This window comes from Streptomyces sp. NBC_00988, assembly GCF_045162645.1.
GTDB lineage: Bacteria > Actinomycetota > Actinomycetes > Streptomycetales > Streptomycetaceae > Streptomyces.
This window is the reverse complement of record NZ_CP108730.1, coordinates 9,080,300-9,095,950: the sequence shown is the minus strand read 5'-3', so window position 1 is coordinate 9,095,950 and position 15,651 is coordinate 9,080,300. Positions and strand designations below refer to the sequence as shown.

Below are 15,651 nucleotides of genomic sequence, written 5' to 3'. Positions count from 1 at the left end.
GTCACGGAACTCCGTTTCATCTCTCGTGGGGGCTTGGGGTGGGGAAGTAGGCGTTGAGGAAGCCGTCCAGCAGTTCCTGCTGCGCCTCGATGTCCTCCGGTGTCGAGAAGGCGTCGTTGAGACAGAAGGAGTCCTGGTCCCTGCCGTCGAGCAGCCGTCGCAGCCGGTCCGCCAGGTCCGGGACGGCCAGCTGGAGGTAGGTGAAGGGCATCGATCCCGGTTGCCCCCGGCCGGTCAGCGCCGCGTAGTAGAGCGCGAAGGACGAGGTCGGCGACAGATCGGTCATGGCCCGGAACCTGCTGGCCGACGTCCGCGCCCAGGCCTCGGGGAAGTCGCGCTCGGCCTCTTCCATCGCCGAGCGCCGCAGGGCGTACGGGATGTGTTCCATCGGCTGGGTGATCACTCTGCCGAACCGTTCCAGCAACAGGGCGCGGTTGTTCTTGCACGCGGCGTCGACCGGGGTGTCGGTCTCCGCGACCGGACCCTGCGGGATGCGGTTGCGCGAGGGGAAGTAGCGGGCCGTGCCGCTCGGCGTGAAGAAGGCGTGCGGGGCGACCGGGCGGCCCATGAACATGTCGTCGTTGAAGTACAGGAAGTGTTCGGCCAGGCCCTCGATGTGGTGCAACTGGCTCTCGATGGAGTGCGAGTTGAAGGTCGGCAGATCGGCCGGGTCGCGGAAGATCTCCCGGTGGCTCGCGATGCGCAGTCCGGGCAGGTCCTCGCGCAGCCAGGGCGGGACCTGGTCGTCGGTGACGATGTAGACGTTGCGGATCCACGGCGCGAACAGGTGCAGCGAGCGCACCGAGTAGCGCAGTTCGTCGCGGCTGATGAAGCGGGCGTCGCTCGCGGACTCGGCGTGGTAGGCCTCGCCCTTCGCCTGCGCCTTGCGCCGCTGCCAGGACGGGTCGTCGCCGTCGACCCAGGTGTAGACGGCGTCGACGGGGAAGGCGATGTCGTCCGCGCAGTTCACCAGGAACTCCGGGCGGGTGGCGAGCGCGGGCGCGAGGTGGCCCGGGGTCCAGTCCGAGACGAACCGGCTGAACAGGCGGGCAGCGCCGAGAACGCCCGCGCCGTCGGCGGCGACGGCCCAGGTGGCCCGGTTGGCGCGGGGGGCGACGAGGTGGGTGCCGTGCCGCTGCCAGAACTCGATCGCGCAGCCGTACTCGTGCCCGAGCAGCAGATGGCGGCCCGGGTCGGTGCGCGACCAGCTGACCTGGAGGACGCGCGCGCCGGCGATCTCGCGCCAGGCCTTGGGGTCCCGCGAGGAGACGGGCTTGGCCTGTCGGGGCGCGTCCGGGTCGATCACACCGAGATGCCCCGGGTACTGGCTCAGCCCGCGGAACACCACGCTGAGCACCCGGTCCCGGTCCTCCTCGGCGACGGCGACGACCGTGCCGTGGTCCGAGGTGCCGCGCACGGCGAAGTGGGCGACACCGGCCGAGTCGAGCAGCGCGGTGACCGCGGAGCGGTTGGCCTCACGGGCCGCCAGCGGGGTCAGACCCGGCTCGACGTAGACGTCGCCGTGCTCGGCGGTGACCGTGGTGGGACCCGCCGCGGCGGGACGCTGTCGTACGACGCCGTCCCGCGCAGGGCGGCCCACCGGGCCCGCCGCCTGTCCAAGAGCATGATCGAACACGGTCGTCACGCCGCTCGCCCCCCACGGGCGGACGCACGCAATGGCACAGCCACCCCTCCACGACCACGTAAGACGACGGCAAGCGTGCCGTCGCCCATTCACACCGAAAATTTAACGTTCACAGGACCGGCACATCATCATCAAGCGCTTACACAGCTGTCAACAACGGACGGAAATGACACAGAACACATACAACCCTTACGTGATGTTGAACGTCTGATGACCGGTGGACGACCGTCCACCGCCGCAGACGGGCCCGGTCTCTCCCCCCACTCGTGCCCCGAGCTCACTGGTGACGAGAGAGGACCGAGGCACATGACGCACGCCCTGACGGAGACGGACTCCCCGGGATCGAGGCGCGCGCCGTCCGACCGCCGGGCCAAGCCGCCGCGCCGGCGCCGTCGCGTATGGCGCTGGGTCGCGCTGGGTCTCGTCCTGCTGGTGCTGGCCGCGGGCGGCGTCGGCTACTGGCTCTACAGCGACCTGAACGGCAACATCAAGGGCGTCGACCTCGACAGGGCGATCGGTGACGACCGGCCGGAGAAACTGCCCACCTCGGGACAGAACCTCCTGGTCCTGGGCTCCGACTCGCGGTCCGGCGCCAACGCGTCGCTGGGCACGGGCAACGTCTCCGGGGCGCGCTCCGACACCGCGCTGGTGATCCACGTACCGGAAGGCCGCGCGAAAGCGGTTGCCGTGAGCATCCCGCGCGACACCCTGGTGACACGTCCCGAGTGCACCGCGAAGGACGGCTCCGCGCTGCCCTCGAAGAAGCGCGTGATGTTCAACTCCGTCTACTCGCTCGCCGGTCCGGCCTGTGTGGTCAAGACCGTCGAGCAGATGTCCGGGGTACGGATGGACCACTTCGTGGAGGTCGACTTCGCGGGATTCAAGGGGCTGGTGGACGCGATAGGCGGGGTCACCGTCACCGTCGACCAGGACATCCACGACAAGTCCAGCGGCCTGGATCTGACCGCCGGCACGCACAAGCTCGACGGCACGCGGTCGCTGCAGTTCGTCCGCACCCGGCACGGCATCGGCGACGGCAGTGACCTCGGACGCATCGGGCTCCAGCAGCAGTTCCTGATCGCGCTGCTGAGCGAGATCAAGAAGCAGGACCTCCTCGGCAGCCCCACCAAGGCGTACCGGATCGCCGACAACCTCACCGAGTCGCTCACCACCGACTCGGGCCTCGCCTCCCTCACCAAGCTCGCCGAGTTCGGACGCAGCATGAACGGCATCGATCCGTCCACCATGGAGACGATCATGCTGCCCGTGCGGTACGACACACAGGACCCGAACCGCGTCGTCGCCGCGCAACCGCAGGCCGGCCAGTTGTGGCAGGCCCTGCGCAAGGACCAGCGGATTCCGGAATCCGCGAAGAAGTCGCCGGCGACCGGGGGTTCGTCGTCCTGACGGCGGGCCGACGCGGCGGCCCGGTGCCGCCCGTCGTCAGACGCGGAGCGACGGAGCCAGCGCCAGACCGGGGCCCCCGGTCTGGCGGGCGACGCGCAGAGCGCCGTCGGGGCCGATCACCGCGAGCACGACACGGCCGCTCCCGTCGAGGGCGAGCGCCGGGGCGCCGACGCAGCGCTCGCCGGTCGGGGACCACCACAGGCCCGCCTGCTCGTTCTCCGCGCCGAACGCGCTGAGCATGACCTGACCCTCGTGATCACGGTGGGCCAGCACCGTGCAGTCGTACCCGTCGAGCACCGCGCGCATCGACGTGACGGGATGCTCGGCCACCGCCCCGCCGAGGGGTATCAACCAGCCGCCGGGGCGATGGGCGACGAGTTGTCCGCTGTCCCGGTCGGTCCAGTAGTACGTCGCCCTGTCCGGTGCCGTCTCCAGCACCGCGGGCGTGCCCGGCGCCAACCGCACCGGGATGTTCAGCTCCTGCCGGAAGTCACCGTCGGCCTCGGCCTGCCGCCACCACATGGCGTCCTGGTCGCCGCCCGCCAGCACCTCGATGCGCCCGGAGGCGTACGCGACCACGGCCGGTCCGTCCTGGACCCCGCTGCCCTTGAGGTCCTCCCAGGGCTCCCACTTCCCGGTGGCGCCCTCCCGGCGCAGCATCAGTCCGCGGCCTGCGTTGCGCGCGAAGACGTGCACCCGTCCCGACGCGCTGACCGCGGCCGCCGGGACGCCGAACCGGGCCGCCTTCTCCCGGTCCTTGTGCGGATTGCCCAGCGACCGCCACTCGGTGACCGTGCGGCCGGTCTGGTACTGGATGGCGTGGACGATGTCGACGGCGGGCGGCCCGTCGCCCTTGCGGGTCTCACGCCGCCCCAGGAAGTGGACGTAGGCGTCGGCCCCCTGGACCACCGAGACATGGGTCAGGTCCGGCACCGGGAAGAAGTCGGGCCCCGTCCAGTGCGGGCCGCCCGGCCGGGTCTCCGTCCAGCGCAGCAACCCGGCGCGGGTGCGGGCGTACGCGGTCAGCCTGCCGTCCTTGCCGAGCACGAGCCAGCGGCCGTCCAGGGGCGTCTCGGCGGTGTACCGCTCGGTCTCCGTGTGTGCGACGACGCTGTCGTCCGTTCTGCGTCGGGCGGCGCCGCGCCCGGATCCGGTCCGCATGACGTGACCCGCCCCTTCCATGACGCCCGGCACGGCTGACCTGCCGATTCCCCGAACTCCTGTTGCGCGGGGACGCCGAGCGCGCCCCATCATAAGTCGAACACTTGACGAACACGGTGTGACGACCGTGCGCCCGCCAGGCTCGGACCAGCACATCTCCCGGGGGCGAGCCGTGACAGCGGGCAGGCCGTGGAGCAACACGCACGAGCCCCGTCAGACCTCCCGCCACGCCTCCAACGCCAACCCGGCCTCCGCCTTCCGCCGCGTGACGAGCAGTTGGCCGGTGGACAGCGACACCGTCGCCGCGGCCACCCGCTCGTCCTCGTCCAGTGTCAGCGAGACCTCGGCGTCCGCCGGGAGCTGGGGTCCCGACTCGGTCCACCAGGCGCCCGCGGACTCCTGTTCCGTGGGATACGCGGCGAAGGCGACCCGGCCGCTCGCCGAGCGCTGGGCGAGCAACGTGCAGTCGTGGCTGTCGAGTTCGCAGCGGATCGCGGAGACCGGGCCGGGGCCGGCCGAGGGGAGGAGGGTGAGCGGCTTGGTGCCGGGGCGCCAGACGCAGAGGTCACCGGAGTCGTCCGTGTAGAAGAGGCTGGTGCTCTCGGGGGAGGTGGGCAGCGCGCGGAGTGTTCCCGGGCGGATCCTGGCCTCCATCGCCTCCTCCAGCACCGGCTGTTCGCCGGGTTCCAGCTGGCGCCAGTGCAGGATCGCGCCCGGTACCGCCGCGTACAGCTCGACCGTGCCGGACTCCCCCGTCACCGCCGCCAGGTCCTCGTGGACGCCGCTCCCCTTGAGGTCGCGCCACGGGTCCCAGCCGCCCTTCTCCCGTTGGGCCAGCAGGCTGACACCGGCCCCCGCGTTGCGTAGGAAGACATGGGCCCGGCCCTCCGCGTCGACCGCGATCGCCGGTACGCCGGTGCGGTCGCCCTTCTTGTTCGGGTGGCCGATCGGGCTCCAGTCGAGGGCCGCGAGCCGGGGGCGGAAGTGCGTGGAGTGGACCAGTCCGGACTCGCCGGCCGCCGTGGGGCGCCAGGACACGAGGTGGGCGTAGCCGTCCGCGCCCTGTCCGATGCCGAGCGGCCCGGGGTGCAGCTTCTGGTCGCCGCCGACCGTGCGCGGGGCGCTCCAGAGGCCGCCGGGGCCGCGTTCCGCCCGGCACAGGACGGCGTCGCCCGAGGGCAGATACACACTGAGCCGGCCGTCGCGGCCGCGTATGAGCCAGTCGCCGTTCACCGGTTCACTGTAATTGGGGCGGGTACTTCCGCGCGGGGCACCCCCCGCCCGCGTGCGACCCTGGCCCCATGGACGAGGACACTCCCCTGCTGGTGGTCGTCGACGGCGCGAACGTCGTCGGGTCGGTGCCCGACGGCTGGTGGCGCGACCGCAAGGGTGCCGCCGAGCGCCTCCGCGACCGGCTCGCGAGCGACGGTCTGCCGGGCCGCACGGACCCCGTGGAACTCGTCCTCGTCGTGGAGGGCGCGGCCCGTGGCGTGGCGTCCGTGCCGGGCGTACGGGTGGACTCGGCACCCGGCAGCGGCGACGACCGGATGGTCGAACTCGTCGCCGAGGCCGCCGGCCGGCCCTGCCTGGTGGTCACCGCCGACCGTGAACTCCGGCGCAGGGTAACGGAGTTGGGCGCGGAGGTCACCGGGCCGCGCAGCGTACGCGGCTGACCCGCACCGGCCGGCACCTACGCGATACGGCCCCGCAAGTCCCCGCCACCGAGCGGGACTTACGGGGCCGTACGGCCAACTGGCGTGTCTACGAGGCGTTTCCGGTGGGCGGGGTCGCGGACTTGCTCGCCTCCGCCGCCTGTTGCAGGCCCAGGCGGCTGTGCGTGCGGCCGTAGAAGAAGTACACGGCGAAGCCGATCGCCATCCAGATGGCGAAGCGGAGCCAGGTCTCGGCGGGGAGGTTGAGCATCAGCCAGAGGGAGGCCAGGACCGAGACGATCGGGAGGGCCGGGACCAGGGGGGTGCGGAAGGAGCGGGGCAGGTCCGGACGCTTGTTCCTGAGGATGACCACGCCGATCGCGACCACGATGAAGGCGAACAGCGTGCCGATGTTGACCAGTTCGGCGAGTTCGCTGAGGCTCGTGAAGCCCGAGACGATCGCGATGATCACGCCGAGGAGGATGGTCGGGCGGTACGGGGTGCGGAAGCGCGGGTGGACGTGGGAGAAGAAGCGGGGCAGGAGGCCGTCCCTGCTCATCGCGAAGAACACCCGGGCCTGGCCCAGGAGCAGGATCATGCAGACCGTCGTGAGGCCGATCGCGGCGCCGAAGCTGATCAGGCCCGCGAACCACGGGTGTCCGGTGGCCTTGAACGCGTCGGCGAGCGGTGCGTCGATCGACAGCGAGCTGTACTTCTGCATGCCGGTCACGACGACCGCGACGGCGACGTACAGCGTGGTGCAGATGACCAGTGAGCCGAGGATGCCGCGCGGCACGTCCCGCTTCGGGTTGCGGGTCTCCTCGGCGGCGGTGGCGACGACGTCGAAGCCGATGAAGGCGAAGAAGACCACGGAGGCGGCGGTGAAGATGCCCATGACGCCGAAGTTGGAGGGCGCCCAGCCGAACATCAGCTGGATCAGCGGGGCTTTGAGGTTGCCGCCCGCCTCCACGGCCTGCGACTTGGGGATGAACGGCTTGTAGTTGTCGCCCTTGATGAAGAAGGCGCCGGCGACGATCACCACGAGGACGACGGCGACCTTGATGGCGACGACGACCGAGGTGACCCGCGCGGAGAGCTTCATGCCGAGGACGAGGATCGCCGTGAGGACGAGGACGAGCGCGGCGGCGAGGATGTCGAAGCCGAAGCCGTGGGCGCCGTCCCGGCCGCTGAGCGCCTCGGGCAGGTGCCAGCCCGCGTTGTCCAGCAGCGAGTGGATGTAGCCGGACCAGCCGACGGCCACCACCGCCGTGCCCAGGGCGAGTTCGAGGACCAGGTCCCAGCCGATGATCCAGGCGGGGAACTCGCCGAGCGAGGCGTACGAGAAGGTGTACGCGGAGCCCGCGACCGGGACCGTGGACGCGAACTCGGCGTAGCAGAGCGCCGCGAGGGCACAGACGACGCCGGCCACGACGAAGGACAGGGCGACCGCTGGACCGGCGGTGTTCTTGGCGGCCGTGCCGGTGAGGACGAAGATGCCGGTGCCGATGACCACTCCGACGCCGAACACCGTCAGATCCAGGGCCGAGAGGGACTTTCTGAGCGCGTGCTCGGGTTCCTCGGTGTCCTGGATGGACTGTTCGACTCTCTTCGTCCGGAAGAGGGTGCTGCTCACGGTTGTACCTCCCACGCTTGGCGTCCTCGACATGATCGAGAGGGGGCGTTGTGCGTATGCCCCGACGCGGGCGGGTTCACGCGAACGGGCCACTTTCACCACTGCAAAGAGTGGTGGAAGCGGCCCGTTCGGCGGCGTTGGCCGTGCCTCAGTCGCGTGCGGACTCCACCGAGTCGACCTCGGCGGTGGGCCGTTCGAAGCGGCCGTCCAGCTTCGAGACCAGGCCGGTGACCTGGCGGGCGATGTCGGGGGCGGTCAGGCCGATCTCCGTCATCACCTCGGCGCGGGAGGCGTGGTCGAGGAAGCGCGGCGGGATGCCGAAGTCGCGCAGCGGAACGTCCACGCCCGCGTCGCGCAATGCCTGTGCGATCGACGAACCGACGCCGCCGACACGGGAGTTGTCCTCGACCGTGACGACCACCCGGTGCTGCTCGGCGAGCGGGGCCATGGCCTCGTCGACGGGCTTGACCCAGCGCGGGTCGACGACAGTGGTGGAGATGCCCTGCTTGTCGAGCAGGCCGGCGATCTCCAGGCACATCGGCGCGAGGGCGCCGACCGAGACCAGCAGCACGTCCGGGGCGTCGGTGCCGGGCGCGCGCAGCACGTCCATGCCGCCGATGCGGCCCACGGCGGGTACGGCGGGTCCGACCGCGCCCTTGGAGAAGCGGACCACGGTCGGCGCGTCCTTGACCTGGACGGCCTCCCGGAGTTGGGCGCGGACCTGGTCGGCGTCGCGGGGTGCGGCGAGCCGGAGGCCCGGGACGACCTGGAGGATCGACATGTCCCACATGCCGTTGTGGGAGGCGCCGTCGGTGCCGGTGACGCCGGCCCGGTCCAGGACGAAGGTCACCCCGCACTTGTGCAGGGCCACGTCCATCAGCACCTGGTCGAAGGCGCGGTTGAGGAAGGTGGCGTAGACGGCGAAGACGGGGTGGAGTCCGCCGGTGGCGAGGCCGGCCGCGGAGACCGCGGCGTGCTGCTCGGCGATGCCGACGTCGTAGATGCGGTTCGGGAAGGCGTCGGCGAACTTCTTCAGGCCGACGGGCTGGAGCATCGCGGCGGTGATCGCGACGATGTCCTCGCGCTCCTGGCCGAGGGCGAGCATCTCGTCGCCGAAGACGGAGGTCCAGTCGGCGCCGGAGGGCTTGATCGGCAGGCCCGTGTCCGGGTGGATGGGGCTGATGCCGTGGAAGCGGTCGGCCTCGTCCTGGAGGGCGGGCTGGTAGCCGCGGCCCTTCTCGGTGAGGCAGTGCACGATGACGGGCCCGCCGAAGCGCTTGGCCCGGGCGAGCGCGGACTCCAGGGCGTCGATGTCGTGCCCGTCGATCGGGCCGACGTACTTGAGACCGAGGTCCTCGAACATGCCCTGCGGGGCGATGAAGTCCTTCAGGCCCTTCTTCGCGCCGTGCAGCGTCTCGTAGAGGGGCTTGCCGACGACCGGAGTGCGCTCCAGGAGGTCCTTGCCGCGGGCCAGGAAGCGCTCGTAGCCGTCGGTGGTCCGCAGGGTCGCCAGGTGGTTCGCGAGGCCGCCGATGGTCGGTGCGTAGGAGCGCTCGTTGTCGTTGACGACGATGACGAGCGGGCGGTCCTTGGCGTCGGCGATGTTGTTCAGCGCCTCCCAGGCCATACCGCCGGTCAGCGCGCCGTCACCGATCACCGCGACCACGTGGTCGTCGCGTTTGAGGACCTGGTTGGCCTTGGCGAGGCCGTCGGCCCAGCCGAGAACCGTCGAGGCGTGCGAGTTCTCGATGACGTCGTGCTCGGACTCGGCCTGCGAGGGGTAGCCGGAGAGGCCGCCCTTCATCTTCAGCTTCGAGAAGTCCTGGCGGCCGGTGAGCAGCTTGTGGACGTAGGACTGGTGGCCGGTGTCGAACAGCACCCGGTCCTTCGGCGACTCGAAGACGCGGTGCAGGGCGATGGTCAGCTCGACCACACCGAGGTTCGGGCCGAGGTGGCCGCCGGTCTTGGAGACGGCGTCGACGAGGAAGGTCCGGATCTCCCCGGCCAGCTGGTCCAGCTGCTCCAGGCTGAGCCGGTCCAGATCGCGCGGTCCCCTGATGCGGGTCAGCAGCGGCACCCGTGCCTCCTTGCGAGTAGAGCTGATCGAGCTGTTGCCGGGCTTGTCGAGTCTAATGTTCCGCCTTTGCGGACGGCGCCCGGGCTCTGCGTCATACGTCACGCGATCGGCTGTACCCACGAACAGCCTTTCCTACGACACGACTGTGCCCGGCACCGACATCGGTACCGGGCACAGTCTGCGCGAAGGGGCAGGTCAGCCGCGACCGGAGGCCTTCTGGCTCTTGCGGGACACCGAGTCGATGACGACCGCGCCGAGCAGAACGCCACCCGTGATCATGTACTGGATCGACGTGTTCATGTTCAGCAGGTCGAGGCCGGTCTGGATCGACTGGATGACGAGCATGCCCAGCAGGGCGGACCAGACGGTGCCGCGACCACCGAAGAGGCTCGTACCACCGATGACCGCGGCCGCGATGGCCAGCATCAGGGTGTTGCCGCCACCGGCGTTGAGCGTGGCGCTCTGCGTCTGGCCGGCGAAGAACATACCGCCGACCGCCGCGAAGCCGCCGGAGATGGCGAACACGGTGATGCGGATCATCGGCACGTTGATACCGGCACGGCGCGCGGCCTCGATGCCGCCGCCGACCGCGAAGACCTTACGGCCGTACGGGGTACGACGGAGCACGAAGTCCACGATCACCAGGGACGCGAGGAAGATCACCAGCGCGTTGGAGACACCGGCCGACTGGTTCAGCACGTACGCGGTGACGAACGCGGCCACGGCGAGCAGACCGACCCGCAGCCCGATCTCGCTGGTGGGCCGGAACGGCACTCCGGCGGCCTTGCGGCGGCGCTGGTCGGTGAGCGAGCCGATGAGCAGGGAGGCGACGCCGAGGGCGGCCAGGATGTAGGCGCCCGCGATCGACTGGTCCATGAAGAAGGAGCTCTGGCCGAAGAGGTGCACCGGGCCGCTGTCCGGGATGTTGATGGTGCCGCTCGAACCGAGCAGCCACAGCATCAGACCGTTCCAGCCCAGGAAGCCGGCCAGGGTGACGACGAACGCCGGTACGCCGATCCTCGCGAAGAAGAAGCCGTGCAGCGCGCCGATGCCGATGCCCGTGATGATCGTCAGGACCAGCGCCAGCCAGCCGTTCATCCCGTGGTTGACCACGAAGACGGCGAACAGGGTGGACGCCAGACCGCTGACCGAGCCGACGGACAGGTCGATCTCGCCGAGCAGCAGCACGAAGACCAGGCCGATGGCGAGCATGCCGGTGGCCGACAGGTAGTAGCTGATGTTGGACAGGTTGTCCGCGCTCAGGAACCGGCTGTTCTGGACCTGGAAGATGATGCCGATGGCGATCAGGCCGGCGACGACCGGCAGGGAGCCGAGTTCACCGCCCTTGACCTTGCGCTTGAACTCGGTGAGGTAGCCCCTGAAGCCCTCTTCGCGGACCAGTAGACGCGGGTCGACGACGGTGGCGGCACCGGCCGCCGCCGTGGGGTCTTCCAGGGGAGCCGCGGTGGGTTCCACCGCGTCCTTCTTCACGGTGCCTGACGTGTCGCTCACTTTGCCGCCTCCGTGCTGCGCACCGCACGACGGGTCACGGCGTTGTCCGTGGCACCGGTGATCGCGGCGATGATCGTTTCCTGACTGGTGTCCTTCACCGGGAAGGAGCCGTTGTTCTTGCCCAGGCGCAGCACGTTGACGGTGTCGGCGACCGCCTTCACGTCGGCCATGTTGTGGCTGATGAGGATGACGCCGAGGTTGCGCTCGCGCAGCCGCTCGACCAGGTCGAGGACCTGCGCGGTCTGCTCCACGCCGAGGGCGGCGGTGGGCTCGTCGAGGATGACGACCTTGGGGTCGCCGATCAGCGCGCGGGCGATCGCGACGACCTGCCGCTGGCCACCGGAGAGGCTGGCGATCGGGATGCGCACGCTCGGGATGCGGATCGAGAGCGTGCTCAGCAGCTCACGGGAGTTCTTCTCCATCGTGACCTCGTCGATGACCCCGTGGCGCAGCAGCTCACGCCCGAGGTAGAGGTTGCCGACGACGTCGAGGTTGTCGCAGAGCGCGAGGTCCTGGTAGACCGTCGCGACGCCGAGTCCCTGGGCGTCGTGCGGCTTGTTGATGCTGACCGGGTTGCCCTCCCACTCGATGACTCCTTCATCGATGGGGTGCACTCCGGCGATGGTCTTCACCAGGGTGGACTTTCCTGCGCCGTTGTCGCCGACCAGTGCGACGACTTCTCCGGCGTGGACCTCCAGCTCTACTTCGGTGAGGGCCTGCACCGCACCGAATCGCTTGGAGACTCCGCGCAACGCCAGCACGGGCGTAGCGGACACGTGAACCATCTCCTTCGCCGCCTGACCGGCGGGGATGCCGCGCTTGTCAAAAGCCGCGGAGGGTTGTGCCTAGGCACAGATTTACAAGATGAACATGCGCGCGGCCGGTGCCAGTTGGCAACGGCTGCGTTCGCACGGGTTCCGATCGGCGCCCGCCCCGCAGCGGGGTCTGAGGGCGGGGCGGACGCCGAAGGGGCTTTGTCACCGCTGGGCGGTGATTACTCCAGACCGGCCGTCTTGCACGCCTTGGCGTAGTCGGCGGTGCAGATCTGCGCGACGGTGTAGAGACCGTCCTTGACGACCGTGTCCTTGATGTTGGCCTTGGTGACCGACACCGGGGTCAGCAGCTGCGAGGGCACCTTGTTGCCGGAGCCGCTGGTCTGGGTCGTGGTGGCGAGCGAGGAGATGCTCTTGCCCTGCGCCAGGTCGACGGCGAGCGTGGCGGCCGCCTCGGCCTCCGGCTTGAACGCCTTGTAGACGGTGCTGGACTGGGTACCGGCGACGATGCGCTGGATACCGGCGAGCTCCGCGTCCTGGCCCGTCAGCGGGATGCCGCTGATACCGGCGCCCTTGAGGACGGTGGCGATACCGCCGGCCATGCCGTCGTTGGCGGAGTAGACGCCCGCGATCTTCTTGGCGCCGAGCTGCGTGATGGCCGCCGACATCTTCTGCCCGGCGACGGTGTCCTTCCACAGGCCGGACTGCTCGTAGGCGATCTTGACCTTGCCGTCGAGGGCCTCGTGGGCGCCCTTCTTGAACTGCGCGGCGTTCGGGTCGGCGTCGTCACCGTTGATCATGACGACGTTCGCCGAGGTGGTCGCCTTCGAGCCCAGCGAGGTGAGGAGCGCCTCGCCCTGGAGCTTGCCGACCTCGACGTTGTCGAAGGAGACGTAGGCGGAGACCGGGCCCTGCGCGAGGCGGTCGTACGCGACGACCTTGATGCCCTTGTTGACCGCCTGCTGGATCGAGGACTTGATCGCGGCGGAGTCCTGGGCGCTGACCACGATGACCTTGACGCCCTTGGTGATCATCGTGCTGACCTGCTGGGCCTGGGTGGCCGCGCTGGCGTTGGCGTTGGCGTACTGGACGGTGCAGCCGGAGCAGAGCTCCTTGACCTTCGCCTCGAAGTACGGCTTGTCGAACTTCTCGTACCGAGCGGTGACGCTGTCGGGCAGGAGCAGGCCGATCGAGGCGTTCGTGCCGCCCGAGGAGCTGGAGCTGCTGTCGGACTTCTTGTCGTCGCCTGCCTTGCCACAGGCGGCCATCGCAACGGCCATCGTGGTGGCGATAACGGCAACGGCGGCACGACGCATACGCGTGTTCACTTTGAAACCTCCCTGACGAGGCCGCGTCGTTGCGGCCGAGGTGGCTGGAAGTCAACTCGGCCGCGCGTTCGGCGTCAAGAAGTAAATACTTAACGAGATGGCAACGGCGTCGTGCGTTCTCTAAGTGAAGACAGGTGTGGCCGCGGTCAGCGACCCGTCCAAAAGGGTCGAATCGCCCATCTCGCTGAGTGCGAGAGCGAGCGCTCCGAGCACCTCCGCACGGCCACCAAGTGCCCCCGGGAGAACGGAAAGTTGACGCGCCGCACTGGGGATCGCGTAGCGGCCGACTGACTCCCTGATCGGCCCGAGCACCAGCTCACCGGCCTCGGCGAGATCGCCACCGAGGACCACTCGGCTCGGGTTCAGCAAATTGCAGAGATTGGCGACTCCACTGCCGATGTGTCGGCCGACGTCGGCGATCACCCGACGACAACCAGGGTCTCCGTCCCGCGCCAGCCGTACGACTCCCTCCATGGTCAGGTCGGTTCCGTGACTGGACTGGAGAAGCGGCAGCACATAGCGCGCGGCCGTGAAGGTCTCCAGGCAGCCCCGGTTTCCGCAACGGCAGACAGGGCCGGACTCATCAAGAGTAATATGCCCGATTTCTCCCGCTGTGCCACCCGGGCCCCGGTAGATCTTGCCGTTGATGACCAGCCCCGCGCCGACCCCGCTCGCGACCTTGATGTACGCCAGGTCCCTGACGCCCCGCCCACTGCCCCAGACCAGCTCACCGAGGGCGCCGAGGTTGGCGTCGTTGTCCACGTGCACCGGTACGCCCAAACGGCTGCCCAGCTCCTCCGCGGGTCTCGTGCCGGTCCAGCCCGGGAGGATCGCGGTGGAGCCCAGGGTGCCCGACTCGACGTCGATCGGCCCGGGCACGCCGAGGCCCACCCCGGCGATCTTGGAACGGTCCACTCCGGTCGCCGTGATCAGCCGGTTGACCAGCTCTTCCGCCCGGTCGAAGCCCTGGGTCGAGGAGGCGTCCACATCGACGGGCTCGGACTCCTCGGCCAGCACCTGGTGGGCGAGATTCCCGACCGCGACGCGCAAATGCGTGTGCCCGAAGTCCACGCCGATGACGATGCCGGCGTCCCCGCTCAGCGAGACGCTGCGGGCCCTGCGGCCGCCCGCCGAGGTCGGTGTGACCTCGACCGTTCCGCCGTCCTTGAGCTCGCGCACGATGTTGGAGACGGTCGCGGCGGACAGACCCGTCGTCCTCGCGATCTCCGCCTGTGTCAGCGACCCGGCCAACCGCACCGCTCGCACGACCCGTTCGAGATTGGCTCGGTGCAGTGACGACTGCGACCCCGGAGTCTCCACGACGACCTCCTGCGCGCGGGACCGCATCGATGAGGCCCCGTCTATGTCCAACTAGTGAACTCTAAGCTGAGCTGTTCGGGCTGCCTCCCGTCAAGAGGTTGAACCGCATCCGGGGTCTCGGACACATACGTGACCACCGCTCCCGGCCTGCCGGGAGCGGTGGCGGAACGATCACTTCCGAGTGCGTCGTCCAGGCGGGCTACTTCAGCGTCGCCGAGGTCAGACCGGACTGCACCTGGCGCTGGAACGACAGGTAGACGACCAGCATCGGGATCATGGCGATCGTGACACCCGCGAAGAGAACGGGCAGGTCGGAGGCGTAGCCCTGCTGCTGCTGGAGCTGGATGAGTCCTTGGGTGAGGACATAGCGCTCCGGGTCCGAGCCGCTCTGCGGCTGCATCAGGACCGTCGGCAGGATGAACTGGTTCCACTGGCCGAGGGTGTTGAAGATGCCGACGCTGATCAACCCGGCCTTGGCCATCGGCAACATCACTTGGAAGAACGTCCGGGTGTGCGAGGCGCCGTCGAGGACCGCCGCCTCGAAGACCGCGGTGGGCAGCGTCCGGAAGAACGCGTGCATGAAGAACACCGTGAACGGCATCGAGTAGGCGATGTAGACCAGGATCAGCCCCTGGTACGTGTTCAGCATGTCGAGGCGCTTGACCATGAAGAACAGCGGGACCAGCGCCAGGAACACCGGGAACATCGCGCCGGCGACGAAGAAGTAGTACAGCAGCCGGTTGCCCCAGAACCGGTAGCGGGCCAGCACGTACGCGGCCATCGAGCCGAACAGCATCGTCAGCGGGACCGAGAACACCAGGACGATCAAGGTGTTCAGGAAGTAGTCCCCGATGCCCTTGCTCCAGGCCCGCCGGAACACGTCGAACGACCAGTTCTGCGGCCAGCCGAAGGCCGAGTTGCCGATCTGCACGTCGGTCTTGAACGAGCTGAGCACCAGCCACAGCAGCGGCAGCACGATCAGCAGGGCCCACAGGGCGAGGAAGCCGTGCGAGAAGGCGTTCAGTACGACGCCCTCGCCGCGCGGTTCACCGGGCCGGGCGCTGGACTTCCCGACCGACGGCTGCGGCGGGACGGTGCCGCCCGTGGGGGCGGTCTCCTTCAGGGGTGCGCTCATCGTCGTAT

12 protein-coding genes are annotated in these 15,651 nt (G+C 69.5%); 2 read left to right on the top strand and 10 right to left on the bottom strand.

Annotated elements, in window-relative coordinates:
* Positions 1-16: 16 nt before the first annotated feature.
* Positions 17-1,645 (bottom strand): stealth family protein, encoded by a 1,629-nt coding sequence (locus OG496_RS41290; RefSeq protein ID WP_405974489.1) that lies wholly within the window; start codon positions 1,643-1,645, stop codon positions 17-19.
* A gap of 306 nt (positions 1,646-1,951) precedes the next feature.
* On the opposite strand from OG496_RS41290, the gene OG496_RS41285 reads away from it, so the two are divergent.
* Complete coding sequence (locus tag OG496_RS41285) at positions 1,952-3,052, top strand: LCP family protein (RefSeq protein ID WP_405974488.1); 1,101 nt, start codon at positions 1,952-1,954, stop codon at positions 3,050-3,052.
* Between the two features lie 36 nt (positions 3,053-3,088).
* Here the strand turns inward: OG496_RS41285 and OG496_RS41280 are convergent, their stop codons facing one another.
* Both OG496_RS41280 and OG496_RS41275 read right to left on the bottom strand, forming a co-directional pair.
* Positions 3,089-4,213 (bottom strand): hypothetical protein, encoded by a 1,125-nt coding sequence (locus OG496_RS41280; protein ID WP_405974487.1) that lies wholly within the window; start codon positions 4,211-4,213, stop codon positions 3,089-3,091.
* 213 nt (positions 4,214-4,426) lie between these two features.
* The gene (locus tag OG496_RS41275; protein WP_405974486.1) at positions 4,427-5,446 is read right to left on the bottom strand and encodes a hypothetical protein; all 1,020 of its coding nucleotides are present in this window, start codon (positions 5,444-5,446) and stop codon (positions 4,427-4,429) included.
* A 68-nt stretch (positions 5,447-5,514) separates the two neighbouring features.
* Between OG496_RS41275 and OG496_RS41270 the strand changes: the two genes are divergently transcribed.
* Positions 5,515-5,886 carry an NTP pyrophosphohydrolase gene (locus tag OG496_RS41270; protein WP_366493236.1) on the top strand — a complete coding sequence of 124 codons (372 nt, stop codon included), beginning with the start codon at positions 5,515-5,517 and terminating at the stop codon, positions 5,884-5,886.
* 88 nt (positions 5,887-5,974) lie between these two features.
* On the opposite strand, the gene OG496_RS41265 is transcribed toward OG496_RS41270, so the two are convergent.
* The 7 genes from OG496_RS41265 to OG496_RS41235 form a co-directional block, all read right to left on the bottom strand.
* Entirely contained in the window at positions 5,975-7,498 is a 1,524-nt protein-coding gene (locus tag OG496_RS41265) for an amino acid permease (protein WP_405974485.1), read from the bottom strand.
* A gap of 148 nt (positions 7,499-7,646) precedes the next feature.
* A complete protein-coding gene (gene dxs / locus OG496_RS41260) occupies positions 7,647-9,575 on the bottom strand; it encodes a 1-deoxy-D-xylulose-5-phosphate synthase (protein WP_366493239.1) in 1,929 nt (642 codons plus the stop codon).
* Between the two features lie 195 nt (positions 9,576-9,770).
* On the bottom strand, positions 9,771-11,087 hold the full coding sequence (locus tag OG496_RS41255) for an ABC transporter permease subunit (protein ID WP_366493240.1): 1,317 nt from the start codon (positions 11,085-11,087) through the stop codon (positions 9,771-9,773).
* Positions 11,084-11,872, bottom strand: coding sequence for an ATP-binding cassette domain-containing protein (locus OG496_RS41250; protein ID WP_328828109.1), 789 nt, complete (start codon positions 11,870-11,872; stop codon positions 11,084-11,086). Before OG496_RS41250 ends, OG496_RS41255 begins: the two co-directional genes overlap by 4 nt.
* Before the next feature lie 209 nt (positions 11,873-12,081).
* The gene (locus OG496_RS41245; protein WP_405976813.1) at positions 12,082-13,176 is read right to left on the bottom strand and encodes a sugar ABC transporter substrate-binding protein; all 1,095 of its coding nucleotides are present in this window, start codon (positions 13,174-13,176) and stop codon (positions 12,082-12,084) included.
* A gap of 132 nt (positions 13,177-13,308) precedes the next feature.
* A complete protein-coding gene (locus OG496_RS41240; RefSeq protein WP_019063292.1) occupies positions 13,309-14,508 on the bottom strand; it encodes an ROK family transcriptional regulator in 1,200 nt (399 codons plus the stop codon).
* A 199-nt stretch (positions 14,509-14,707) separates the two neighbouring features.
* Positions 14,708-15,643, bottom strand: a complete 936-nt coding sequence (locus tag OG496_RS41235; RefSeq protein WP_399393584.1) for a carbohydrate ABC transporter permease — start codon at positions 15,641-15,643, stop codon at positions 14,708-14,710.
* Positions 15,644-15,651: the final 8 nt, after the last annotated feature.